This is a genomic window from Chloroflexota bacterium, from assembly GCA_016219275.1.
Classification (GTDB): Bacteria; Chloroflexota; Anaerolineae; order UBA4142; family UBA4142; genus JACRBM01.
In genome coordinates this window covers 1-25,715 of the sequence record JACRBM010000056.1, presented here as the reverse complement: position 1 = coordinate 25,715, position 25,715 = coordinate 1, and the positions used below count along the sequence as shown (strand labels likewise).

At 57.4% G+C, this 25,715-nt stretch carries 24 protein-coding genes and 1 pseudogene; 16 read left to right on the top strand and 9 right to left on the bottom strand.

The window, feature by feature from the left end; genetic code table 11:
* Positions 1-4 precede the first annotated feature (4 nt).
* The 4 genes from HY868_14830 to HY868_14815 form a co-directional block, all read right to left on the bottom strand.
* Positions 5-922, bottom strand: a complete 918-nt coding sequence (locus tag HY868_14830) for a branched-chain amino acid transaminase (protein ID MBI5303407.1) — start codon at positions 920-922, stop codon at positions 5-7.
* 256 nt (positions 923-1,178) lie between these two features.
* A complete protein-coding gene (locus HY868_14825; protein ID MBI5303406.1) occupies positions 1,179-2,363 on the bottom strand; it encodes a CinA family nicotinamide mononucleotide deamidase-related protein in 1,185 nt (394 codons plus the stop codon).
* A 42-nt stretch (positions 2,364-2,405) separates the two neighbouring features.
* Positions 2,406-3,335, bottom strand: a complete 930-nt coding sequence (locus tag HY868_14820; GenBank protein ID MBI5303405.1) for a proline dehydrogenase family protein — start codon at positions 3,333-3,335, stop codon at positions 2,406-2,408.
* A gap of 141 nt (positions 3,336-3,476) precedes the next feature.
* Positions 3,477-5,552, bottom strand: coding sequence for an APC family permease (locus HY868_14815; protein MBI5303404.1), 2,076 nt, complete (start codon positions 5,550-5,552; stop codon positions 3,477-3,479).
* Positions 5,553-5,788: 236 nt separating this feature from the next.
* On the opposite strand from HY868_14815, the gene HY868_14810 reads away from it, so the two are divergent.
* From HY868_14810 to HY868_14770, 9 genes are all read left to right on the top strand, one after another.
* Positions 5,789-6,562: an alpha/beta hydrolase gene (locus HY868_14810; protein MBI5303403.1), complete on the top strand. Its 774-nt coding sequence runs from the start codon at positions 5,789-5,791 to the stop codon at positions 6,560-6,562.
* 41 nt (positions 6,563-6,603) lie between these two features.
* The gene (locus HY868_14805; protein MBI5303402.1) at positions 6,604-7,989 is read left to right on the top strand and encodes an efflux RND transporter periplasmic adaptor subunit; all 1,386 of its coding nucleotides are present in this window, start codon (positions 6,604-6,606) and stop codon (positions 7,987-7,989) included.
* Complete coding sequence (locus HY868_14800; protein ID MBI5303401.1) at positions 7,986-8,567, top strand: class I SAM-dependent methyltransferase; 582 nt, start codon at positions 7,986-7,988, stop codon at positions 8,565-8,567. The genes HY868_14805 and HY868_14800 overlap by 4 nt, the downstream gene beginning before the upstream one ends.
* Before the next feature lie 8 nt (positions 8,568-8,575).
* Positions 8,576-9,814: an ABC transporter permease gene (locus tag HY868_14795; protein MBI5303400.1), complete on the top strand. Its 1,239-nt coding sequence runs from the start codon at positions 8,576-8,578 to the stop codon at positions 9,812-9,814.
* A gap of 68 nt (positions 9,815-9,882) precedes the next feature.
* Entirely contained in the window at positions 9,883-10,491 is a 609-nt protein-coding gene (locus HY868_14790; protein MBI5303399.1) for a hypothetical protein, read from the top strand.
* A gap of 57 nt (positions 10,492-10,548) precedes the next feature.
* The gene (locus tag HY868_14785; protein MBI5303398.1) at positions 10,549-11,244 is read left to right on the top strand and encodes an MBL fold metallo-hydrolase; all 696 of its coding nucleotides are present in this window, start codon (positions 10,549-10,551) and stop codon (positions 11,242-11,244) included.
* Positions 11,245-11,375: 131 nt separating this feature from the next.
* Positions 11,376-12,581, top strand: coding sequence for a sensor histidine kinase (locus HY868_14780; GenBank protein ID MBI5303397.1), 1,206 nt, complete (start codon positions 11,376-11,378; stop codon positions 12,579-12,581).
* Between the two features lie 79 nt (positions 12,582-12,660).
* Positions 12,661-13,329, top strand: a complete 669-nt coding sequence (locus HY868_14775; protein ID MBI5303396.1) for a response regulator transcription factor — start codon at positions 12,661-12,663, stop codon at positions 13,327-13,329.
* Between the two features lie 174 nt (positions 13,330-13,503).
* On the top strand, positions 13,504-15,630 hold the full coding sequence (locus HY868_14770; GenBank protein ID MBI5303395.1) for an NAD(P)/FAD-dependent oxidoreductase: 2,127 nt from the start codon (positions 13,504-13,506) through the stop codon (positions 15,628-15,630).
* Positions 15,631-15,723: 93 nt separating this feature from the next.
* Here HY868_14770 and HY868_14765 read toward each other — a convergent pair whose 3' ends face one another.
* Positions 15,724-16,797: a hypothetical protein gene (locus HY868_14765; protein MBI5303394.1), complete on the bottom strand. Its 1,074-nt coding sequence runs from the start codon at positions 16,795-16,797 to the stop codon at positions 15,724-15,726.
* A complete protein-coding gene (locus tag HY868_14760; protein ID MBI5303393.1) occupies positions 16,778-17,548 on the bottom strand; it encodes a ParA family protein in 771 nt (256 codons plus the stop codon). The genes HY868_14765 and HY868_14760 overlap by 20 nt, the downstream gene beginning before the upstream one ends.
* 86 nt (positions 17,549-17,634) lie before the next feature.
* Here HY868_14760 and HY868_14755 point away from each other — a divergent pair, with 86 nt between their 5' ends.
* The 4 genes from HY868_14755 (at position 17,635) to HY868_14740 (ending at position 20,302) form a co-directional block, all read left to right on the top strand.
* Entirely contained in the window at positions 17,635-19,320 is a 1,686-nt protein-coding gene (locus tag HY868_14755; protein MBI5303392.1) for a HEAT repeat domain-containing protein, read from the top strand.
* A gap of 110 nt (positions 19,321-19,430) precedes the next feature.
* On the top strand, positions 19,431-19,733 hold the full coding sequence (locus HY868_14750) for a hypothetical protein (GenBank protein MBI5303391.1): 303 nt from the start codon (positions 19,431-19,433) through the stop codon (positions 19,731-19,733).
* A complete protein-coding gene (locus HY868_14745) occupies positions 19,730-20,047 on the top strand; it encodes a hypothetical protein (GenBank protein ID MBI5303390.1) in 318 nt (105 codons plus the stop codon). The genes HY868_14750 and HY868_14745 overlap by 4 nt, the downstream gene beginning before the upstream one ends.
* Before the next feature lie 9 nt (positions 20,048-20,056).
* Entirely contained in the window at positions 20,057-20,302 is a 246-nt protein-coding gene (locus HY868_14740; protein MBI5303389.1) for a UPF0175 family protein, read from the top strand.
* Between the two features lie 106 nt (positions 20,303-20,408).
* On the opposite strand, the gene HY868_14735 is transcribed toward HY868_14740, so the two are convergent.
* On the bottom strand, positions 20,409-21,260 hold the full coding sequence (locus tag HY868_14735) for an NYN domain-containing protein (protein ID MBI5303388.1): 852 nt from the start codon (positions 21,258-21,260) through the stop codon (positions 20,409-20,411).
* 120 nt (positions 21,261-21,380) lie between these two features.
* On the opposite strand from HY868_14735, the gene HY868_14730 reads away from it, so the two are divergent.
* Both HY868_14730 and HY868_14725 read left to right on the top strand, forming a co-directional pair.
* Positions 21,381-22,493 (top strand): beta-galactosidase, encoded by a 1,113-nt coding sequence (locus HY868_14730; protein ID MBI5303387.1) that lies wholly within the window; start codon positions 21,381-21,383, stop codon positions 22,491-22,493.
* Positions 22,477-23,376, top strand: coding sequence for an amino acid ABC transporter substrate-binding protein (locus HY868_14725; GenBank protein MBI5303386.1), 900 nt, complete (start codon positions 22,477-22,479; stop codon positions 23,374-23,376). The genes HY868_14730 and HY868_14725 overlap by 17 nt, the downstream gene beginning before the upstream one ends.
* Positions 23,377-23,505: 129 nt before the next feature.
* Here HY868_14725 and HY868_14720 read toward each other — a convergent pair whose 3' ends face one another.
* The gene (locus HY868_14720; protein ID MBI5303385.1) at positions 23,506-24,135 is read right to left on the bottom strand and encodes a tetratricopeptide repeat protein; all 630 of its coding nucleotides are present in this window, start codon (positions 24,133-24,135) and stop codon (positions 23,506-23,508) included.
* Positions 24,136-24,208: 73 nt separating this feature from the next.
* The gene (locus HY868_14715) at positions 24,209-24,454 is read right to left on the bottom strand and encodes a DUF493 domain-containing protein (protein MBI5303384.1); all 246 of its coding nucleotides are present in this window, start codon (positions 24,452-24,454) and stop codon (positions 24,209-24,211) included.
* 533 nt (positions 24,455-24,987) lie between these two features.
* Between HY868_14715 and HY868_14710 the strand changes: the two are divergent.
* Positions 24,988-25,223, top strand: a pseudogene (locus HY868_14710) (toxin-antitoxin system HicB family antitoxin).
* Positions 25,224-25,715: the final 492 nt, after the last annotated feature.

Sequence of the window (25,715 nt, the reverse complement as noted above, 5' to 3'; positions counted from 1 at the left end):
CGGTTCACACAACTGTGCGCCACTCGTCGTAGCGTTTATCAATCCCGCGCACGAGATCGTGGTACAACGATTCGACGCGCTGTGTAATCGAACCGATACCGCCATCGCCAAGCATGAAACGATCCACCGAGGCGATCGGCGTGATCTCCATGCCGGTGCCGCACAAGAACGCTTCGTCCGCGATGTACAATTCGGTGCGATCCAATTCGCGCTCGATCACCTCGATGTTCAACACGTCGTGACACAGTTGAATCAAGGTCGCGCGCGTGATACTTTCGAGAATGCCGCTCGTCACCGTTGGCGTGATGAGTTTTCCGTCGCGCACGATCATCAAACACGCGCCCGGCGCTTCGGCGACTTTGCCGTTCGGATTCAGAAACAAGGCGACATCGTAACCATTGCGCTTGGCTTCTTCCGATGCGTATCGCGAATTGAGATAGTTCGATGATGCTTTGATGCGCGGTGGCATCACATTGTCCGTGATGCGCGCCCATGAACTGACGCACGCGTGCGACACCTTGCCGCTCTTGAGTCGCGTTGCCCAGGCTTGATTCGTAACGACGATGCGGGGCACGTCGGATGCGGCAACGCTGAACGTCAGTCCTTCGGTGAACGCGAACGGGCGAATATAAATGTCGCCCGCGATTTGATTCGCGCGGAGTAAATCCAGGACACCGCGGCTCACCTCGCTCGCCGCGAGCGCGGGCTTCATCCGCACCAAGCGCGCCGATTGCATCAAGCGTCGCGTGTGCGCATCGAGTTGAAAGACGTACGTCTTGTGCTCCGCCTCGTTCCAGTACCCGCGAATTCCTTCGTAGATGAGCGACACCGTCGCGATGCCCATTTGCGTAATGTGCACCGTGGCGTCATTCCACGGTACGAGTTTGCCATCTACCCACACAAACCTGGGATTGTCTGCCACGTTGCCTCCTCACCCGGACAGTCTAAAATCCAAAGTCATTTTGGACGCGGATGAACGCGGATTTTCGCGGATAGAAAAAATCCGCGTTCATCCGCGTCCAAAGAAATCTTTCCTGTTAGTCAATACCTTCGCCAATTTATTCCTTCATCCGCGAATCTCGCGAATCTTCGCTAATTTTGTTTTTTATTCGCGTGATTCGCGTGATTCGCGGATCAATTTATTATTTTGGCGAAGGTGTTGTTTAGTGCAACCGCTGTTATTTCAACACCGCGCGGCGCACGAGATCGAGCGCGCGGATGATGATCCACGCTTGCGCCTGATCGCTGATGCCGCCGACGGTGAACTCGCGTCGGGTCGTCTCGCGTGCGGTCGCCACCGCCATCGCCGTTTTGCCGGTTTCGGGACCGTACATATTTTCCGCCGAGCCGGTCGTGCCGAGCACGGCAATCGCGACATCCGCGCCGGTCACGTTGCGAAATTGCTCCGCAATCGTCGCCGCGTTCTGCTCGGTCAGTTCGGTCACGTTGTCGAGCAGCATGGCTGATTTCAAAATGCGCGCGCCTTCGGGACGCGCGCGCAATCGTTCCGCGATTTTCCCAGCCGTGTTCGTTTCGGCAATCGAGACGCGCCAATTTTTCGCCGCGAGCAAACGGGCGACCACTTCCTCGACCGTTTCTTCGCCAATGCCATAGATCGCGTCGCCGACGCGTTCGCGCACCTGGGTTTCCATTTCCTTGATCATCTTTTCCGCTTCGGCGCGCGTCGGCGCTTTGGCGGTGATGACGATGTCGGTTTGACCGGGATGCGCGCGCAGACCGACCGTCGGATTCGACATGGTTTCGAGATCCGCGATCTTGGAATCCACCAGACTCTCGCCCATCGCGCACGTCTTGAGCACGCGGCTGACGATGGTTTGCTCGCCGCCGGTTTTTTCGCGCAGCCACGGCAGCACGCGCGTTTCCATCAGATACTTCATTTCGCGCGGCACGCCGGGAAGCGAAATCACGAATCGTCCATTGATCTCGACAATGAAGCACGGCGCGGTGCCGACCGGATTTTCGACGGGGGTCGCGCCGCGCGGGATGTACGCTTGGCGCACATTGTTCTCACTCATCGTCGAACCCCACTTGCCGAAGCGCTCGCGAATTTGCGCGAGCAAATTTTCGTCGAGATACAATTCGCGTTCAGTCGCGCGCGCGACCGCTTCGCGCGTCATGTCGTCCACCGTCGGACCGAGACCGCCGGTCGTGATGACGACATCCGCGCGCGTGAGCGCGTGCTTGAGCGCGTCCACGATGCGCCCGACGTTATCGCCGACCGTCGTGCGAAAATAGATGTCTACGCCGACTTCGGCGAGACGCTCCGCGATCCACACCGCGTTCGTATCAGTGATTTCACCCAGCAATAATTCCGTGCCGATAGAAATAGTTTCTGCTTTCATTGATTCACCTCGTAGGGACGTTCAATTGAACGTCCCTACCGATTAGCGAAACAGATTGCTCAACAAGAAAATCGCGTTCGCCGGTCGTTCGGCGAGACGGCGCATCAAGTACGGGTACCAGTGCGAGCCGTACGGCACGTACACGCGCATCGTGTACCCCTCGCGCGCGAGTTGGCGTTGTAAATCGGAGCGAATGCCGTACAGCATCTGGAATTCAAAGTGGTCGCGCGGGACGTGATGCGCGGCGACAAACTCCTTTGCCCAGGTGATGATCTTTTCGTCGTGCGTCGCGAGCGCGAGATACGCGCCATGCGAATTGCCGTTCGCCCGCAAAAATAGTTCCGCGAGTTTGCGATAATTCGCGTCCACATCCTTTTTCTGCGGATACGCGATGTCTGCCGGCTCTTTGTACGCGCCTTTGCACAAGCGCACGTGCGCGCCCATTTCAAACAACGCGCGCATATCGGCTTCGCTGCGATACAAGTAACTTTGAATCACGATGCCGACGTTGGCGAACTCTTCGCGCAAGGTTTTGAACACGTTGAGCGTGACCTGGGTGTGCTTACCATCCTCCATGTCAATCGTGACGAGCGTGCCGATTTCTTGCGCGCGGCGAATAATCTGGCGCATGTGGTCGAGACACAAATCGGGGCTGAGGTCGAGACCCATCTGCGTCAACTTGACCGAGACGTGCGACGACAACTGGTTCGCGGCAAGCGCATCGAGCGCGCGCAGATAACCATCCTTTGCCGCGCGCGCTTCGCTTTTCTGGGTCACACTCTCGCCCAGTTGATCGAACGTGACGAGCATGTTTTGCGCGCCCAGTTTTCGGACGACGGCAAGCGCTTCGTCCAAGGTTTCCCCGGCGACGAATCGCCGCGAGACGCGGCGCGACAAGGGAAAGCCGACCACCCATTTGTGGATCAGCGCATTCGTGGACAAGGCGAGAAAGAGATCACGAAACAGAGACATCCAATCCTCCGAAACAATACCGCGCGAACGACGTTGTTCGCGCCAAACTTCAATCTGATAATATACCAATCGTCGCGCGTGTCAACTCGCCGCGCCCAAAAAAGACGCTTGAGGTTTTGAGAACCCCAAGCGTCTCGCGCATTATTTTTCCAGCAAGTACGGTACCAGCACCACCGCCACATTTGGATGGCGCTCGAACGAGTCGCGCAACCGCGAGGCGGTCCGATTGTGCAAAAATCCTTCCCACCACCGCGCGGTGATAAACTCGGGCAAGACAATCGTCACGAACGCATCTTCGCTTTGACTGTGAATCGCGTCAATGTACTTGAGTAATGGGCGCACGAACGCGCGATACGGCGAGTCGAGAATGATCAGCTTGGCGTCGGGCGCATACTTGGCGATTTTATGCTTGACTTTTTCGGCGCGTTCTTCGTTCGTCGAAACGTGGACGATGACCGGCTGGCGCGAGATCGTGCGCGCGAACGCGATCGCGCGCAACGACGCGTAATTCAAATCGTCAATCGGCACGAGTACCAATTGATTGATCGTCGCCGGCGGCAATTGGCTCGGCTCGATCCGCAATTGATCCGCGACGCGCACATAGTGGCGATGAATCATCTCTAGTCCGGCGACGACGAGTGGAATCAACAGGATGACGATCCACGCGCCTTCAGCGAACTTGGTGATTGCGACGATCACCAAAATGATCAGTGTCAATACCGCGCCCACGCTGTTGATCGCGAGACTCGTTTGCCAGTTTGCGCCGCGCGTGCGCCACCAATGCACGACCATGCCCGAGTTCGACAAGGCAAACGACAAGAACACGCCGACGGCGTACAAGTGAATCAAACTATCCACAGTGCCCTTGAAAACGACAACCAGGAACGCGGCAATTGTCCCCAATGCGAAAATGCCGGTCGAGAACGCGAGGCGATCTCCGCGAAACAAGAATTGATGCGGCATAAAATTATCGCGCGCGAGCACGGACGCGAGGCGCGGAAAATCGGCGAACGCAGTGTTCGCCGCGATCACGAGAATGCCCATCGTCGCAACTTGAAAGATATAGTAGAAAACGTTCGTGCCAAACACCGCGCGCGCGATCTGCGAAATGATCGTTTCTTCGCCCGGCACCAAACCCATGTGCGTCGCGAGGTACGACACGCCGAGAAAGAAAATTCCTAGCACTGTCGCCATCACCGTCAGCGTCGTCGCCGCGTTTTTCGATTCCGGTTTTTCGAATGCCGGCACGCCATTCGAAATCGCTTCCGTGCCGCTCATCGCCACCGCGCCGGCAGAAAACGCGCGCAGGATCAACCACAATGTGACCGGTTCTTTCACGGCGAGGATCGGCGGAGCTTCCGTTGGCGCTAAATTACCGGTGAGCGCCTTGACGATGCCGATGACCAACAGCATACTCAAACTGATGATGAACAAATAGGTCGGCACGGCAAAGATACTGCCCGATTCGCGAATGCCGCGCAGATTGCCCAGCGTAATCAAGCCGATAAAGAACAAACTCATCAATACGTTTAGATTGAAGAACGGCGGCAAGAGCGCTTCGATCAATTCGATTTGGTCGCCGTATCCAGAGGCAATCAGCGCGGACAACACCGCCGCCGAACCCGCCACGATCGAGACCGCGACCGTCAGCACGTAATCAATCATCAACGACGCCGCCGCAATCAAGCCCGGCAACTGACCCAGGTTTTCGCGGCTAACGTTGTACGAACCGCCGCCGTGCGGATACGCGTACACGGTTTGCCGGTACGAGAACGCGACAATCGAAAGAATGACCGCAATCGCGAACGCTGTGTAAAACGAAATGCCGAGCGCCGCGTTCCCCGCGGCGACCAGGACGATCAATGACGCCTCGGTCGCATACGCGGACGACGAAATCGCGTCCGAACCGAATACGGCGAGCGCCTTTAATTTGTTCAGACGTTGATGCGCTTCTTCGGAGGATTCGAGGCGCGCACCGACCAACACGCGCTTGAACGCGCGATATCCTTTTTCAAATCCGCTCGTCGGCACGTCCGATTCCGCCGTCGCCACAAAATGTCCCGGTCCCACGCGCCGAAACACGCGGTCGTGCGTCCGGACTTTGTGCACATACACATCGCCCGGTCGTTTGCCGTGTTTGATCTGCGTCACACTCAGGTCGGGATTGAGTTTCGCCGGTTCCTTTTCTTCGTTCTGCGACTTGGGTTGCTCTCCCATTCCGAACCTTCCTATTTGCTGTATCGGCGTCAAAGAAAAGACCCCGATCGGGAAATCCCAATCAGGGCATTGCTAACGCCTTTATGTGGTCTTCGCTGACCTGATGAAATTCTATACGGTTTGGATTTCTTTGTCAATTGCTCATCTTTACGATTTTATTGTTCGCAAGAGTTTGACCCGTGCGCTTGCCAGTGTTATACTCGCGTCAAATTTGTCTGGCGATGGACGGAGCGACTATGCCATTCGTAACAGTGCACGACGACAATTTATTTTACGCGCAGAGCGGCGCGCAAGGCGTGCCGGTTCTTTTTGTACACGGCGCGGGAAGCAATCACTTGATTTGGGGCAACCAATTGCGCGCGGTCGGTTTGAGCGCACGCGCGTGCGCGCTCGATTTGCCGGGACACGGACGTTCGACCGGCGCGGGACGCAACACAGTCGCCGCGTATCGCGACGTAATCCTGGGTGTGCTCGACGCGCTCGGCATTGAGCGCGTGGTGATGGTCGGTCATTCGATGGGCGGCGCGATCACGCAAACGCTCGCACTTTCGCATCCCGACCGCGTTGCCGGCATCGCGCTCGTTGGCACTGGCGCGCGCTTGCGCGTGCTCCCCGCGATTCTCGATGGCATCCTCAACGATTTCGACCACACCGCGCGGTTCGTCACCGCGAATTGTTTTGGCGCGACTCCCGACCCGGTTTTACTCGAACGCTCCGAAACTGAATTTCGCGCATGCCCCGCGACGGTAACGCACGGCGATTATACCGCGTGCAATGGATTCGACGTGCTCGCGCGAATCGCCGAAATTCGCGCGCCCACGCTCGCGATTTGCGGCACCGAGGATAAGATGACGCCGCCCGAGTACTCGGACTATTTCGTCGCGAAGATTCCGGGCGCGCGTCGCGTGCTCGTCGAACGCGCCGGGCATTCCGTAATGATCGAACAACCAGACGCGGTAAGCCGCGCGCTCGTCGAGTTCGTAGGGCAAGTTTCCAATTTGCCAAAATAACGAGGCAAGTTGGAAACTTGCTCTACAAAAAAAGGAACCGCATGAAACTCTCCAAACGCGCCGCGATTCTCATTGCCGGCGCGGCGATTGTCGCCTTGGTCGTTTTGATTGTGCTGGTGATGCAAGCGAACGCATCGCGCGCGGCAAACGCCAACGCGTTCGATACGGCGGTCGTGCGCCGCGCCACACTCGTCGCGACGGTCAACGCGACCGGCGCGATCAGTCCTCTGCGCGAGGCACAACTCGCGTTTAGCGCGACGGGACCACTTGCGAAACTCGCCGTCAGGCAGGGCGATCTGGTGAAAGCCGGGCAGATTCTCGCGCAACTCGATTCTCGCGCGCTCGAATTGCAACTCGCGCAAGCCGAGGCGAACCTGGTCGCGGCGCAAGCGAAATTCGATCAGTTGAAAACTCCCGCGACTGCCGATGTCGCGGCGGCACAATCGGCGGTCACGTCTGCTCAAGCCGCGCTCGCGCAGTTGCAGAATCCATTGCCGAACGACATTCTCGCCGCGAAAGCGGACTTGGACAAAGCCGGCGCGGCAGTCGCACGCGCGCAAGCCGATTACGACCGCATTGGCGGCGCGAGCAATCCGTTCATCGCGCTCACACCGCAATCGCTCGCGCTCCAACAAGCGACGCTCGATTATCAAAAAGCGGCTGCGCTCTACAATTCGAAAATCAATCCAACCGAAAGCCAACTCAAGCAAGCGCAGGCATCGCTCGAACAGGCGCGCGCGAATCTCGCGCGGCTGACGAATCCGAGCGCGAACGATCTCAAGGGCGCGCAAGCCGTGGTGGACCAAGCGCGCGCGGCGCGCGATCTCGCGCAAGCGCGCATCGAAGACGCGATCATTCGCGCGCCGTTCGACGGCTTGGCGACGCGCGTAGACCTCGACCTGGGTTCGTTCGTGCCAGCCGGTCGCGCGATCATCGTCGTCGCGGATATTTCCATGCTGCAAGTGAAACTCAACATTGACGAGACCGATATCGCGCGCGTGCAAACCGGGCAAGACGTGACGATTGGCTTGGACGCGTATCCGGACGTGACGCTCAACGCGCGCGTGAGCGATGTCGCGGCGACGGCGACAACGGTGCAGGGCGTCGTGAATTACGTCGTCACGGTTTCGATCAATCCTGGGAACGTGCCAGTGAAGATCGGCATGACCGCGAATGCGAACGTCGTCGTCGCGCGCAAAGAAAAGGTGTTGCTCGTGCCCAACCGCGCGGTACGCGCGTCGAGTTCAAAACGTTTCGTGACGATTCAAAAACCGGACGGGACGACCCAGGAAGTCGAAGTGAAACTGGGGATGGCGAACGATCTCGAAACCGAGGTTATCGGCGGATTGAACGAAGGACAAACGGTCGTCGTGTCATTCACGCAACAAAATCCATTCGGCGGCGGTCCCTTCGGCGGGACGCGATGAATCCAACGATTCGCACGTACGATCACATCGCGTCGCAATTTGCCGAACGCACCTGGGATATTCGCCTCGACCGCGCGTTGGACGCGTTCGCGCATCGGCTGAACGCGAATGCGCGTGTGCTCGATTTGGGATGCGGACCCGGACGCGATGTCGCGCGGTTGCGCCAACGCGGATTCTGCGTTATCGGCGCAGACCTTTCGATGGGGATGCTGGGACAAGCGCGGCAGCGCGTCGGTGGTGCGTTGATGTGCGGTGATATGCGGCAGATCGCGCTCCCCAACGCAAGTGTGGATGGGGTATGGCTGTGCGCGTCGCTGCTGCATTTGCCGCGTGAGGATGCGCCCGGCGCGCTCGCCGAGATGCGGCGCGTGATGACCACGAACCGTCCGCTCTATATCGGCGTGCAGATGGGCGAAGGCGAAAAATGGATTGAGGACGAGGGCGCGCGTTTCTTTACGTACTATCAACCCGACGAGTTGATCCAGATACTTGGCTCCGCCGGATTTGATGTGATCGAAACGTGGACGACGAACGATTTCTCGAAAAAGTGGATCAACGCGATTGCGTTGGCGAGATGAATTGAACGATGAATCTTTTTGAAAGTATCCGCGTATCGTTTCGCGCGCTTGGCGCGAACAAGTTGCGTTCGATTCTGACGATGCTTGGCATCATCATCGGCGTCGGCGCGGTCATCGCGTTGCTCGCGGTCGGACAAGGCGCGGGCGCGGCGATCACGCAACAGGTGCAAGGCATCGGCTCGAATTTGATTTTCGTTTTTCCGGGTCAGGTACGGCAGGGTGGCGTGCCCACCGGCGCGGCGAATCTGACGCTCGCCGATGCGAACGCGCTCGACGACACGGTGTGCTGTCCCGACATCGCCGGCGTTGCGCCGGTGTACAACCGGACGGCGCAGGCAAACGCGGGTAGCAACAACACGAACACCCAGGTTTCCGGCGTCACGCCCGCGTTCGAGCGCGTGCGAAATTTTCGGACCGCGCGCGGTCGCTTTATTGACGAACGCGATCTCGACGCGATCGCGCGTGTCGCGGTGATCGGCGTTGCAACCGCGAAAAATCTGTTTCCGAATTCCGACCCCATTGGTCAGCCGATCAAAATCAATCGCGTGCCGTTCAAAGTGATCGGCGTGATGGAAGAGAAAGGTGGCACGTCGTTCTTCGGCGGCAACCAGGACGATGTGATTTTCGTGCCCATCACGACCGCGCAACAACGCTTGTTCGGCAGTTCGGCGCAGACCGCGCAAGGCGCGCCGCGTGTGAGCGCGGTTGCGATCCAAGCCGCGAGCGACAAGCAGTTGAACGCGGCGATGGCGGAGATCACCCAGGTTTTGCGGCGACGCCACAAGATCGTCTATCAGCAGGACGATTTCACGGTGTTGTCGCAAAAAGACATCCTCGGCGCGCTCGCGCAGATCACCGACATTCTCACGATTTTCCTCGCGTCCATCGCGGCGATCTCTCTGCTCGTCGGCGGGATCGGGATTATGAACATCATGCTCGTCTCGGTGACGGAACGCACGCGCGAGATTGGGATTCGCAAAGCGGTCGGCGCGAAACGCCGCGATATTCTGTTGCAATTTTTAATCGAAGCGGTCGTGATGAGCGTGACCGGTGGAAGCATTGGCATTTTGTTCGGCGTGGGCATCGGCGCGCTGGTGAACTTGACCGGCTTGATTACAACCGTCATCTCGCCGGCGTCCGTCACACTCGCGGTTGGATTCTCCGTCGCGGTTGGCTTGTTCTTTGGCTTGTATCCCGCCGCGCGCGCCGCGAGTTTGCACCCGATTGATGCGTTGCGGTACGAGTAGGTTAGTGCGATAGTGCGATAGTGCGATGGTGCGATTGTCTGAAAATGTTTACCCGAGGAGGTTCTTGAATGCCAAATTATGGAGAAGAGTGGGCATATTGGTATCTCAGACTCAACGGTTTTTTCCCTATCAGCAATTTTGTAGCACACAGATCAAAATTGCTGGCATACAGTGCAGATGTGGACATACTTGGCATTAGGCTACCATATGTCTACGAAGAGATCGGTGGCAAACCAGAAGATTGGGATTTCGATTTCCTGCCACTTTTCGATATGACTCTACCGCTTGGTGTCATTTGCGAAGTGAAAACAGGAAGATTAGACGTGGCTCGAATCTTTAGAGATGATGTTATTGAGTACTCGATGGGGCGATTTGGCTTTACGCCGAATCACAGTCAGGCGGTCAGTGCTGTATCTGGGCAAGCATTGACAATCGTACCGCAGAGCTTTCAAATTGCCAAAATTCTCTTCTCAAATGATGCCAAGGAGATAGAAAGTAACGAGAAATTCTTCCACATATCCTTGGCGCATACAAGGAAATTTATCCGATCGAGAATAATAAAATATCCCAAAGAGAAATATGCCGATAGAATGTTCTTTGATTCTGTGCTTGTCCAGGACTTGATAGATACAACAATACATGATTCAGAAACAGGCGTCTGCCAAAACGCACGTTAGTTGCGATGTATGCAACTATCGCACCATCGCACTATTGAACTATCGAACTATCGAACTATGAACATCCATACCCTCTTCACCGGCGTCGCCAACACGCACATCATCGAGAATTCGCGCGGCGTGATTGTCGTTGATGCTGGGATGCCGCATCAAGCGCGGCGCATCCTCGACAAAATTCGCGCGCTCGGTCTTTCCGAAAAAGACGTGCGCTTGATTCTGATCACGCATGGGCACATTGACCACGCCGGCAGCGCGGTCGCGCTCAAACGTTTGACCGGCGCGCCCATCGCGTTGCACCGCGACGATGTGCCTTTGGTCGCTACGCCCAGTTTGAAAATTCCGCCGGGACGCAATCGGTTTATCAATTCCACGAAATGGCTGATGGACAACCTGGGTTGGCTCGCGCCGATTGAAACGTTCGCACCCGATGTCGTGCTCGAAGACGGTGCATCGCTCCACGAGTTTGGACTCGACGCGCGCGTCATGCACACGCCAGGACACACAGCTGGGTCAGTGACGATTCTATGCGACGATGGCGCCGCGTTCGTCGGCGACGCAATTTTGAATTTGCTGCGCGTCTCGTTTCCGCTGTACTGGGATGACCCGCGCGCCGCGCTCGACAGCGCGTGCCGAATCCAAGCCGCGCAACCGCGCATCCTCTACAGCGGACACGGACGCCCGTTCGACGCGCGCGCGCTCGACGAATTTGTCGGCGCTCATTGTGGAAATTGGAAATTGGAAGTTAGAAATTAGAGGTCGGAAGTCTGAAATTGGCGGGTGGAATCCAACTTCCAACTTCCAACTTCCAACTTCCAACTTCCAACTTCTAACCTCCAACTTCTAATCTCCAATTTCAACCAAAAATCAGAAATCGAAAATTTAACGTGACCACCGAAACATCCACCACTTCACCGACGACGAATCGTTTTCTGCGCGCCGCCGCGTTCGTGACAATTGCCGGCGTTGCCGTCGTCGCATTCGCCACCGAATGGAGCACGCCACCGGGCATACGCCTCGCGATCATCGCCGGACTGTTGGCGCTTTTTACAGTGATTCAAATTCCGTTGGTGAGCGGAACACCGACGCGCATCCCGCGTGTACGCGGACTGCTCGCGAGCGCGATCGCGACTGCCTTGGCGCTCCTTTGGGTCTGGACCGACAACGCCGCGCCGATTCTCCTTTTCTTGCCCATCACCCAGGTGTTTCTGTATCTCGAATTGCGCGAAGCGCTGGCGTGGACGATTGTTTGCACGCTCTTGCTGCTTGTGCCCTACCTCGTCTTTACCACCGTGACAACCGCGATTGTGATGGCATTGGTGTTCGGCGGCGGATTTATTTTTTTCGGCGCGGTGACGACGTCGTTTCGGCTGGAGCAAGCTGCGCGCGCGAAAAGCGAACGTCTCTTGCAAGAGTTGGAAACCGCGCACGCGCAACTGCGCGACTACGCCGCGCGCGTCCAAGAACTCTCGGTCGCCGAGGAACGCAGTCGCATCGCGCGCGAGATTCACGATTCGCTCGGGCATCACTTGACGTTGCTCAGCGTGCAACTGCAAGCCGCGTCGAAACTCATCGCACGCGAACCCGACCGCGCGGCGAGCGAGATCGAAAAAGCGCGCGCGGTCGCGGCAGAGGCATTGCAAGCGGTGCGACAATCGGTGAGCACCTTGCGCGCAACCTCGTTTCAAGAATTACGCGTGAGCGAGTCGCTCGCACGATTGACCCAGGAATTTTGCACGACGACTGGCATCGCGGTCAACCTTGTTATCGAATCCGCGTCCGTGCTCGATGCGCTGCCGCCGGCGCAGGCGCTCACGCTCTATCGCGCCGCGCAAGAAGGATTGACGAACGCGCACAAGCACGCGCGCGCGACGCAGGTGGACATCACGGTCAAGTTTGCCCACGCGCGCATTTCGCTGCGCGTCGCGGATAATGGCGTCGGTCGCGATTTGTCTGCGCTGACAACCGGGTTTGGCTTGCTGGGTCTGCGCGAGCGCGTCGAATTGCTCGACGGCGCGTTGACCGCGCAGAATCGCGCGGAGGGCGGTTTTGAGTTATTGGTTGATTTACCGGTGAGTCAGGTTGTCGAATAGTCGCGTGGTCGCGTGGTCAAATAGTCGTTTAGTCACGTAGTCGAATCATCCGATCTGCAATCGAAAATCAAAAATCCCAATGGAAGACCTTCGCGTTCTGATCGTGGACGATCAAACTTTGATGCGCCAGGGTTTGCAAACTCTGCTCGAAATGCAACCGGGCATTCGCGTCGTCGGGCAAGCCGGCGACGGCATTGATGCGCTCGCGCAGGCGGACGCGCTCAAGCCGGATGTCGTGTTGATGGACGTGCGGATGCCGCACATGGACGGCGTACAAGCGACGCGGCAAATTCGCGCGCGCCTGCCGAACACCCAGGTCATCATCCTCACGACGTTCGACGACGACGAGTACGTGTTCGAAGGGTTGCGCGCCGGCGCGATGGGCTATTTGCTCAAAGACACCTCCGTCGAAATTCTCGCGGACGCGCTGCGTCGCGTTGCGCGCGGCGAGGCATTGATCGAACCGAGCATCGCGCGCAAAGTCGTCGCGGAATTTACGCGCCTCGGCGCAAAAGAATCGCGCGCCGAAGCGAGCGAAGCGCGTCCGGCGTTGCCCGACGCGTTGAGCGAACGCGAGATGGAAATTTTGTGCGCGCTCGCGCGCGGCTTGTCGAATCGCGAAATCGCGGAACAGTTCGTTATCACCGAAGGCACCGTCAAGAATCACGTGTCGAACATTCTCGCGAAGATGGGCGTGCGCGACCGAACGCAAGCCGTGTTGAAAGCAAAAGAGTTGGGGTGGGTCTAGTCGTCAGGTAATCGGACAGTCCTATCGTCAAGGGCATTACTTTAGTCATACCGAGCCGCGCAAATGCGCGGCTTTATTTATGCCGGCGAATGTGACCCAGGAATGATGTGCGCGAGTGGATTCACGCGTAGAATGTTCGCAGAAATCAACAAGAATTTTTCTGAGGAGAAAACAATGTCTCAATCTTCGCGCCGGATTCCCGGCATGGCTTGGGTTTTCATTTCGTTCGTTCCGTGGATTTCGTACTGGGCGCTTGCGGGAGCGGGATCGTTGACGGCGGGAATTGCCAGCGGCTTGCTCGCGTCGCTCGTGTTGAACGCGTATCGTTGGACGCGACGCCAGGCGAAGGCGATGGAACTTGTCACGCTCGGATTTTTTATCGCGCATTTCCTCGTGACCGTCATCCTGGGTTCGTCGCTTTTCAAAATGTACGACGCGATTCTCGTAAACACGACGCTCGCCGCAATGGCGTGGGGTACGTTGCTCGCGCGTTCGCCGTTCACGTTTCAGTACGCGCGCGACGATTATCCGCGCGAATACTGGAACAATGAATTGTTTCGTGTGACGAACAATATCATCACGGCAGTGTGGGGCGTCATCTTTACGCTCGACATCGGACTCGGCGCGCTGAGCGTCACGATGCCGGACGCGAAAATTTTCTTGTCCGCGATCTTGGCGAACTCGATGGTCGGCATCGGCATCGCGTTTTCGATTCTGTTTCCGCGTTGGTTTCCGCGTTGGGCGATGGCGCGCTATCTCGCGCGACAAGAAACGTACCACTGGGACGCGCCCACCTTCACCGCGCAGCCGCCGACCGCGCCGACGGAACACGATGTCATTGTCGTCGGTTCAGGCATCGGTGGATTGACCGCGGGCGCATTGCTCGCAAAACGCGGACTCAAGGTCGCGGTGTTCGAGCAACATTTCATCCCCGGCGGCTATTGCACGTCCTGGGAACGCGGTGTGCGGCGCGGCAACACGCGCTTGCGTTATGTCTTCGATGCCGGCGTCCACGATGTGAGCGGCTTGGGCGAGCGCGGGAGCGTGCGCAACGTCTTGCGCCGGCTCGACATCGAGGACCGGCTCGATTGGCGGCGGATGAACCACGAGTACATCCTGCCCGATCTGCGAATGAAAATTCCCGAAGACGCGGACGTGTTTGCGGACGCGCTCGGCGAAAAATTTCCGGCGGAACGCGCGAACCTGCGCGCGTTCTTTACCGAGATGCGCGCGGTCAATCGCGAAATGTACGCGGACGTTGAGAAAACCGGCGGCGTGCCGCGCGCGCCGGACAATGTGGACGATTTGCTGGCGTACCCGCGCGCACACCCGCACGCGTTTCGGTGGATGCAAATTCCGTTCAAGCAGATGCTGGATCAATATTTCCAGGACGCGCGCTTGAAGGAATTTCTGTCCGCGCTCACCGGTTATCTCAGCGACAACGCCAACACACTGACCGTCGGCAACCTGGCGCCGATCTTTGGCTATTATTTCGACGGCGGATTTTATCCGGCGGGCGGCTCGCAAGAAATCGCGAACGCGCTCGTGAGTGTGATTGAAGAAAATCGCGGCAAGGTGTACTTGCGGACGCCGGTGCGCCGCATCTTAGTCGAACAGCAACGCGCCACCGGCGTGGAACTTGTGAACGGCGAGCAACACTGCGCCGAAGCGATCATCTCGAATGCGGACATGCACCGCACGTTCTTGGAATTGATCGGTCGCGAACATTTGCCGGTGGATTTCGTAACCCAGGTCGAAAAATCGAAAGCGTCTTCGTCCGCTTTCGAAGTGTTTCTCGGCGTGGACTATGTGCCAGACATCGCGCCGATCGCGATGGCGCGAACCGAGGATGGTAAGGGAGTCGGCATCTGTATCCCATCGCACGTGGACCCAACTCTCGCGCCGCTCGGACATTCGAGCATCGTGTTGATCACATTGATCCCGCAGTGCGAAGCGCAATCCTGGGATCGGCGCGCGCCGGATTATCGCGCACGCAAACGCGCCAAGGGCGACGAGTTGATCGCGCTCGCCGAACGCGCGATACCCGGCTTGAGCGAGCACATCGTCTTTCGCGAAGAGGGCACGCCGGCGACAATGGCGCGCTATGACTGGGCGACGGATGGCGCGATCTACGGACCGGCGCATGGGCAATGGCACCCGCAGATGAAATCACCGCTCGAACGGTTGTACCTCGCCGGCGCAAACACATTTGGTGGCGGCGTCGAAGCCGTCGTGATTTCCGGCGCACTCGCCGCCGACGCGATTGCCCCGCGGAATATTCGCCAAGTGCGAATTGTGTAGGGCAATTTTCTAAATTGCCTGTCGCATGAAAATCGAACAGCCGGCGGATTTTGCCGCCGGCTGTTTTCGTATTTGTTCGTCGTAGAAATTCAGTTACGCGCTTGGGGGACGCGAGGATTTCGAACCGCGCATGAGCGCCTTGCTCAACCCGTCCACGTACTCGATGACATCATCCAGCTTGAACCCAGCAAAAACGGTGACGAGATACAATACCGCCGACCCTGCCGCGACATCGCCCGGTTTGGCGGACGACGACGCGACGATGCCGGTGAACAAGAATGCCTGCGCGCCGAGAAACAAAATCGCGCCGACCAACGCGCCGAGGAAGGGGCGCACGAAATAACTCACATTGAACGCCGGGTCGTAATCGCGATGCTGGAGGTACCACAGTAAATTGTACGTTCCACCAAGCACACCGCCAATCGCGCCCCACGCGAGCACGCGCAAAAACGCGATCAGTTCGCCCGCGACGGGCAAGCCGAACAACGTCAAATTTTGAATGAACGTAACCGCGAGCAAACCTCCAAAGAGCAACAACGCGACCACTTGCCACGCCCACAGACCCAGGACCGCCGGGCTTTTGGCGGTGCGAATGCTCTTGATACTCCGCTTTAATCGCGCGTCCACCATTTGCGCCAGATATTCGGCGGTTGCGTAATCGCGCTTGAGAAACGCGTCGCGCGCATCGCGCAACACGAGCATACACTCGCGCGCGACGACCGGGCTGTCCGGCAAATCCATTTTCACGTCGTCGTACAAGCGCTCGATGCGGAACGACAAATCGGCGGCGAAACGTTCGTCGGAGCGCGGCGTGTACGTTGGCGCGGGCATCTCGAACTCGGATTCCGCCGGCGTCGCTTCTTCGCGCGGCGCGAGTTGCGGCAGTTCCATCGCGCGCGTCGCCGGTTCAAACAGCGGCGCGGGTTCGTCCGCGCGCGCGGTCGGCAAGGGCGGCATCCACTCCGTTTCAGGTTCGCGCGGCGTCACATGTTCTCCCAGCACCGGGGCATGTGGCACCGGTTCTGGAAAATTATCAACGACCGGCGGCGTAACGTCCGCCACCGGTTGCGGCGGTTCGACCACATAGCTCGGTGAGTGGGTCGCGCCGCTGTCGCCAAATAACGCGTCCACGGGACGCACGGGCACATCATTCTTCCGGTCGGGCATTGATAATCACCTCCGCGAGCGCGCGATACGATTCTGCCGCCTCGCCGCTGCGATCCAGCTCCAAGATAGTGCGATGCGCCGCCGGCGCTTCGGCAAAACGCGTGCTCTCTTTCACGGCGACGGGGAGCACTTTGTTCGGGTACGTCGTTCGCACTTTATCCAACACCTCGCGCGAATGAACGCGCCGCGCGTTGTACATCGTCGGCACGATGCCAATGAGACGCAGTTTAGGATTGAGACGGCGTTGCACGCGCGCGACCACGTCAATCAACGTGTCGAGACCGCGCATCGCGAGAAATTCACACTGCAGCGGCACGACGATTTCGTCGGCGGCGGTCAACGCGTTGACCGTCAACAAACCCAGACTCGGCGGACAATCAATCAGGATAAAGTCGTACCGGTCACGCACGGTTGCGAGCGCATCGCGTAAGATAAATTCGCGGCCCATCATCGCGACCAGTTGCAATTCCGCGCCGGCAAGGTCAATGTTCGATGGCACGAGGTCGAGGTGTGGGCGAATGTGATGCGTGACGGCGGCAACGGGAATACGCGAATCAGTGAGGATCGAATAGAGTGTAAATTCGAGGTCATACGCCGGCAAACCGAGACCGATCGAAAGCGCGCCTTGCGGGTCCATATCGAGCAACAGGGTGTAATGCCCTTTTTCCGCGAGCGCCGCGCCAAGATTGATCGTCGTGGTCGTTTTGCCGACGCCGCCCTTTTGGTTCGTGATCGCGATAACGCGTCCCATCGCGCCGGATTATACCACAGAACGAACCAAAAAACACTTTGACTATTCACGACGCTCGTGCTACAATCCCGCGCCGAAAGGACATCATGAATTTTCTGCAATCCTTCTTCGACCCGGCGCTCCGCTTTGAACGCGCGTTTGCCGATCATCTCGCCCGACGTTATCGGTACATTTTGTGGCCCCTTGCGCGCGTAGACTTGACGCGTGATTGGATCGAACCGCGCGGACTGCAAGCCGCGCTCGCGCAGAACGATCGGCTCGTCATCACTGGCGTGGCGGGAATGGGCAAAACGACCACCTTGGCGTACCTCGCGCTGGCGAACGGGCAAGCCATTCTCGACGGCGATCCGCTGGCGACGATTCCGCTTTTTTTCAACGCGCGCGATCTGGTGGGCAATCTGCCGCGCATTCCGGATTTACCGCGCGGGTTGAATCTTGGCGATGCGCTCACTGTGAAATGCCCGCGCATTTTCTTCGCGAACGTGTTCAACGCCGGGCGCGCGGTCGTGTTGATTGACGACGCGGACGCGCTTACCGCCGAACAATTGCAAGCGTGGTTGAAGGATTTCACGAACGTTCGCGTGATTGCGACCGCGCGCGCGCCGCTCCCAGGTTGGGCGGAGTATCGTTTGCCCGGTTTTAGCGATGGCGACATTGCGACGCTGGCGCAGAAAACGCTCGGCACGGATGCGTTCCTCGCCGCGCTCAAAGGTGTGCCGCGCGCGCTCACGACGAATCCGATGATTCTCACGATGCTCACGCGCATCTGGCGCGAAGGCGAGCCGTTGCCCACGCGGCGCGCGGCGATTTTCGATGAGTACGTGCGCGTGATTCTCGGCGATCAGGACGAAACCGCCAAAATGTTCGAAGCGTTGGCGCTGGCGATTCAGCGTGGCAAACCGGCATCGAACGAGTTTCTGAGCAAATCGCGCGGGTTGTTGCGCACGGCGAAAAATCGCACCGCCGAATTTGTGCATGAGTTGTGGCAGGCGTACTTTGCCGCGCGCGCGTTGCGGCTCACCCCCGATCTTGCCGCGATCCTTGCGCATTTGCAAGACCCGTCCTGGGAAGAGACGTTGTTATTCTACGCCGGGCTTGGCGATGCGGACAATCTCGCGGACGCGGTGCGCTCGCGCGGCGATCTTTATTTCACTGGCAGAATTCTCGCGCACGCGCGCGCGGCGCGCGCCGACCTGCGCGACGCGGTGACGGACGAACTGACGCGCCTTGCCTGGCAGGGCGACCCACGCGCGATTGCGAGTCTCTCGGAAATGAACAGCGAGGTCGCCGTGGACGGCTACGCCGCGAAGCTCAAAGACAAAGACCCCGCCGTTCGCACGCGCGCCGCACAAGTGTTGGGACTGTTGCAGTTGGATCGCGGTATCGAATATCTGTTGCCACAATTGCGTGATGTGAACGCGGATGTGCGCGACAAGGTCGTGGAAGCGTTGGGTCGCGCGCGCACCGATCGCGTGATCGAGCCGTTGCTCGTCGCGTTGCGCGGCGATCCGCGCGTCGGTCAGATTGACACGCGCTTGCGCGTGGCGGCGGCGAAGGCGCTCGGCGAAATCGGGTCGGATCGCGCCGCACCGGCGTTGATCGTTGATTTGCAAGTCGGCGAACCGGAAGTGCGCGCGGTCGCGGCGGAGGCGCTCAAGCGCATCACCAGTCCGCTGATGCTCGAACCGTTGCGCGGCATCGCGCAAAGCGGCGATGCCGAGGCACGACGGTACGCGTCCGAGATTTTAGCCATCGTCAACGGCAAGAGCTAGCTGCCCATTTTGGATTTTGGATTTTCGATTTTGGATTTCTTCGATGACGCGATCACCGGCAATCGAGAATCAGAAATCGAAAATCGAAAATCAGAAATCGAAAATCAATCATGGACAATTCCGGTCTCGCGCCGTGGCGCGATCTTTCCATCGTGTGGTTCGTCTTCTGGACGTTCATCGTTATGCTGATTCCAGGCGCCGCGTTTTTTTACGCCGTGCGCGGAATGCGCTGGCTGAATCGGCACGTGCACCTGGGATTGTTGCACGGACAGATCTGGGCGTTGCGAATTCAACGCGGCGCGCAACGCGCCTCCGACTCGGTCGCTGAAGTTCCGATTCGAATGCACAGCAACGCGGCGCGCGCGCGTGTGACGCTGCGCGGCATTCTGGACTATGTGCGAGGTGAAGAATGACAGAACCCCAAACGAATCCGGCAGAAGTGTTCGCGCGCGTGGGGCAAGTCGCCAAAGAACTTCGCAAGAGCGACGCGTATCCCGCGATTGTGGGGGGTATCGCCGGCGGGATTGCCGGCGCGTTGATGGCGGCGATCATCGCGAGCCGCGTCGCGCCGCGCAACCCAGCGGAAACCAAGGCGGACACCGCGCCTCGCGCATCGAAAGACGGACACCCAGGTTTTTCGATTCAAGACCTGGCGCAACTGGCGACGGTCGTCATCTCCTTGGCGCGGCAGGTTCAAACATTCGTTAAGGAGCACAAGAAGGGCTAGGAGGCGCAAATGAGTGTGGTGATTTCGGACGATATGCTACACACCGCGCACATGTCTGCTTCGGAACTGGTACAGGAACTCGCGGTACTCCTGTATCAAAAAGAGCGCCTCACCCTGGGACAAGCCAGTCATCTCGCACAGATGACACAATTGCAATTTCAATTCTTACTCGCTAGTCGGCGCATTCCCATACACTATGATGTCGCTGATTTTGATGCTGATTTGAAAACGTTACGGGAAATCGGGCGCTTGTGATTATCGTCAGTGACACCTCTGGTCCCAACCAAAAAGCCAAGGGAGACCCCAATAGGTCTCCCTTGTTTGTCCAACTGTCTTGCCGCGTCGATCTCTGCCGGTATATTTACTGGGGCGGGCTGGCGGGCACACCCAGCACGAATTGCACCACCGGGTGTTCGCGATTAAAGAACAACAGTCGCAAGGTCCGCCCATCCAGATCACGTACTTCGTCACGCAAGATGCCGCGTTCTTTAAACTTGGTCATGACCATATCCACCTGCATCGGGCTAAGATTCACTTGACTCGTCGGCGAGAGAGCATGGGTTTTGACAAAGAGAAAAGTGAGATACGGTCGCGTGCGATCCAAATAGTCAATCAGTTTGATCAAGTGACGTTCGATGTCGGATATTTCATCAGACTCGCTAGTTACGTTTTCCGGGGTCAAAGACGATTCAAGTAATGGGACCACCGGCGAATATTCGACCGGGGTCACGGGCGCCCAATCCGGTTCCGCCACCGGGTCGGCGCCGTCCGCCGAAGCGATGAGGTCGTTCGACACACTGCCGGGGACGCCGGCGATGATGACGCGTTTGTTGAAGCGATGGCGCGCACGCGCGACCACGCGGATGAAATCGCTGTCACCGGTCATCAAGATCAGAGTATTTACCGTCGGACGGTCGAGCAAGCAATCAATGATGTCCATCAGCATCGCCATGTCCGACGACGATTTGTGAGCCACATCCGGACTGCGGCGCGGAATGTCGCGCGGCGTAATGCCGGCAACCTCCAGTTTGCGCCGGAAGAAATCCGGATGTTCCGTAAAATCCGCATACGCCACGGCTTGGGCAACCGGACCATATTTGCGCGCTTTTGCCATCAGCAGTTGCGGGTCCGGCTCACGTCCATAATTATTTTTCAAACCGTAGCGAACGTTCTCAAAGTCAATGAACAGCGCTACTTCTCCACTTTCTGCCATTCTACCTCCTTTGCTAAACCAAAGTCGGCAGGGATGATTCACGCGGGCAAGCGATTCAGTTGGTAACGTTCGAGTGGCTCGCATTTTAATCTGAATGAGCGAGTTTTGTCAATGGGCGTAATGCAGACACGGAACCTATTTCTCGCCGCGTCAATTCTATTCAACGCGATCAAACTATTGATTCTCAGCGCGATACTCTACGCGGTGTCCGCGCCGCCGCCGATTCTCGTCACGCTCGGCGCGCCGCAAACCGTGCGCACGGCGAATCCAAAAATCGGCGTTCACACGCGTCTCACCGATGAAGTCGAAGAATGGAAAATCAAAAAGAATGTGGAACTGGTGCGCGAGATGGGCGCGCCGTGGATCGTCGAGTATTTTCCGTGGGGCTATATCGAATACAACGAGAACGAGTACGATTGGTCGCACGCGGATCAAGTCGTGGATCACGCGCGGCGACAAGGATTGACTGTGATCGCGCGCCTGGGTTTTGCGCCGGTCTGGGCGCGACCCAAGAATCCGATCACGAGTTACCTGGATGAATCGCGCTATCCCCACTTTGCGAATTTCGCGCGCGAGTTTGTCGCGCATTTCAAAGGACGCATTCGCTACGTCATTATTTGGAACGAGCCAAACGTGAACCTGGAATGGGGTTATCGCCCGGTGGACCCGGCTGGCTACACGCGCATGTTGCAAGCCGTGTATCCGTTCGCCAAGCAAGCCGATCCCGAGATCCAAATTCTCGCCGGCGCGCTCGCGCCGAATCTCGCGCCGGCCGGTTCGATAGACGCGATGAACGACCTGGATTATTTGCGCCAGATGTACGATGCCGGCGCACGCGAGTACTTTGACGCGCTCGCCGCGCACGCGTATGGCTGGACGAGTCCGGCGGACGAAGCCCCCGCGCCGAATCGCGTGAACTTTCGCCGCACCGAATTGTTACGCGAGATTATGACGCAAAACGGCGACGCGGCGAAACGGGTGTTCATCACCGAAGGCGGCTGGAACGATCATCCGCGTTGGACCAAAGCCGTGCATCCGGCGGAACGCATTCAGTACACGTTGCGCGCGTTCGAACTATGCCGCGCGTGGGACTGGCTCGACGCGTGCGCGCTGTGGGCATTTCGTTATCCCGCGCCCACGCAAACGTACCTCGATTATTTTTCGTTCGTCACGCCGGATTTTGACCCCAAGCCGATTTACTACGAAGTGCAGAAATATGCTACGGCGAAATAGCCAACAGTCAACACGCTTCGCGAACAGTCAACAGTCACTCAATACGCATCACGTTTCGCGTTTCAGGTTTTGGCGCGTCGGAACTCTCCCGCTCACCATCATCGCGCTTGTCGCGTTCAACGCGTTCGCGTACCTTGCCTGGTTCCCCAAGCCGCCGGCGAAACCGGACGCGACCTGGATGCGCATTCTCGACGAAGGCGAATTCCGTGTGGGTATTGATCCCTCGTTTCCGCCGTTCGAATCGGAGGACGGTATGGGGAATTTGCGCGGACTCGACATCGCGCTGGCGGAAGAAATGGCACGTGTCTGGTCGGAACAAAACAACACAGAGGTTAAAGTCCACTTTGTTTATAACGGTTTCGATGGATTGTACGATGCACTGCTTGCCGGACAGTACGACGTGATTATTTCCGCGTTGCCGTACGATCCCAAAAAAACCCAGGATGTGCGATACACGCTGGCGTACTTTGACGGGGGTCCGCGTCTCATCGTGCGCGCGAGCGATGCGACAACAAAAACGTACGCCGACCTCGAAGGCAAACGGATTGGCGTGGAACTAGGTTCGAGCGGGGATAGTTTCGCGCGGCGTTGGCAACGACGACTCAAGTACAACGTAAGCATGTTCAATACACCGAACGACGCGTTGCGCGCGCTGACTCTAGGTCAGGTGGACGCGGTGTTCACGGACATTATCGCGTTCACCGATTTCGCGCGCGCGTCGAACGAGGTAAAAATCGTCGGCGATCCGCTCGTCAACGAATTGACGGTGATGGCAGTGCGTAAAGACACGCCCGACCTGTTCGCGCAGATCAACGCAGTGTTGATCGCGATGAAACAGGACGGGCGTTTGGAACGCTTGCAGAACGAGTGGTTGGTGAAATAGACGTTATCCGCAAGACCCATTTTTATCCACGAAGAACACGAAGGACACGAAATTTTTTCTTTGTGACCTTGGTGTCCTTCGTGGATGACAAATTTCGTCTCAGATAACGTTACGGGCACACGTTCGCCATTACCGCGCGCCCAGCTCGCGTAATTGTATTTCGGCTTGTTGGCGCAAACCTGGGTCTTGGCTCAATTCGAGCACGCGCCTTAGATCGGCAATCGCATTATCGCGATCGCGGCGCACCGCGCGCGCGCTCCCACGCGCAAGCCACGCCGCCGCCATCGTCGGCTCGAGTTCGAGCGCCTGCGAATACTCGTCAATCGCTTGCAGGAGGTTCCCCATCTCGCCGTAGAGAATGCCGCGATTATAGTACGCCTCCGCCAAATTGGGCTTGAGTTGGAGCGCGCGATCCAGGTCGTCTAGCGCCGCCTCGTATTTGCCCTGCTCGTCCAGCAGTACCCCGCGCTGATTGTACGCTTCGGCATAGTCGGGTTTGCGTGTGATCGCATCGCTGAAATCCGCGATGGCGCGTCCGCGCGACCCGGCGCGCCGATACGCCAAACCGCGCTGATAGTACGCCTCTGCCAAACCTGGGTTGAGTTTGAGCGCCTGGGAATAATCGGCAATCGCACGCGTCGTATCGCCTTGTTCAAACGCGGCGCGTCCGCGCGCGAGGTATCCTTCTGCCGTGCTGGGTTCGAAAATGCTGCACGCGGTCAGAACAACCACGGAACACAAGAGCCAGTACCGTAGCATGTTGTTCCTCCCTCAAGACCCACTCTGGTCTTGCCTCCCTATTCTACACCAGACGCACGCGCCCGTAAAATGTCTAGAGCACGTACAACACGTTTTTGTGCGCGGTCAATTCGCGATAAAGTGCGTCGAGTTGCTCGCGACTGCGCGCGGTAAACGTCGCGGTGACCGCGAGGTACGACCCGTTCGCGCTCGGTCGGCTGACGACATCGGCATCGAGCAAATCCGGCGCGTGCCGGCGCACAATTTCGGTGACGATCAACTCAAACGTGCCGGTATGTTTGCCGATGGCTTTGATTGGAAAGTGCATTGGAAATTGCATCACGGATTCATCAAATCGGTTCAACGAATTGCTCCTGAAAGACGACCGCCGACAAACGACCGCCGACCGTCGCGGAAAAGATGCCACAATTTTTTCTGATTGATATTATATAACACGTTTGATGTGGAATTGATTTTAGGCGGTTTTTCTCGTCTGATTTGAGCCAATCGGTGTCAATCGCACGGCTGTTCCGAGCGTGTGGTCGATTCATTTCACATCAAACGTATAACAATAGACATTATCGGGAATAAGACATCTCTCGCCAAGCCGCCAAGAACGCCAAGTTTTTTCAAGATGATTCTTTGCGTGCGTTGCGTCTTGGCGAGAGGCAAAAGTTGTTTCCGATAAAGTCTAATATCTTCGCCAAATCGTTTTCACCTGTTTTTTTATCCGCGAATAACGCGAATCTCCGCTAATTTTTAAATTCATTCGCGTTATTCGCGTTATTCGCGGATGAATTTATGATTTTGGCGAAGGTGTTGATATAAGACATCGTATACAATATCGCCACTTGTTATTCACGAGGCGAAAGAATGAGCGCGCTAAGTTTGCGATTACCCAAATCTTTCCACGACAACTGCGGGAACTGGCACACGAAGAAGGCATTTCGGTCAATCAGTTTGTCATGCTTGCCGTTGCCGAAAAAGTTGCCGCCATTTCCACGATTGAATATCTAAAAAAACGCGCCCAACGCGGGAGTCGAAAAAAATTCCTGGAACTTCTACGCCGCGTCCCCGATGTAGAGCCAGAAGAGTTTGATAAATTGTAACGCGGCTTGCCAAACCTGGCATCCACGCGGTCAACGGAATACTCCCGAATGGCAACCGCCGACCGCTGCGGAAATAATGCTGGGATACTCTTATCCTGAAATTTACCTTTCCTGCGAGTTGTTGTATAATCCGCACATAGGTGATTATACAGAAATTCTCGGTATAACATCCCTGTACGGGGTATTATACGGAATCTTTCCGTATAAGCACGAGTTATAGAGGTTAACATTTGCTTTTAGAATCCCCCGCCGCGAAAATGCCTAAAACAAGCCATTCCAGCAGTTGGAGATTCTAAATCATTATCTTAACATCTATAGCCGCAACTATTCAACACACTTTGTCTTTGTCTGTAAGACTTGCGGTAAAAAGTCAAGAGGCAAATGAACCAATTTGAGACGAGTTTTGAAAGCGCATGTCGTTTGAAGGGCGCATCAAACTAACCGAACCGAAACTGCGCTTTTCCGCCGGCGATACCCAGGTATGCGGTTGTG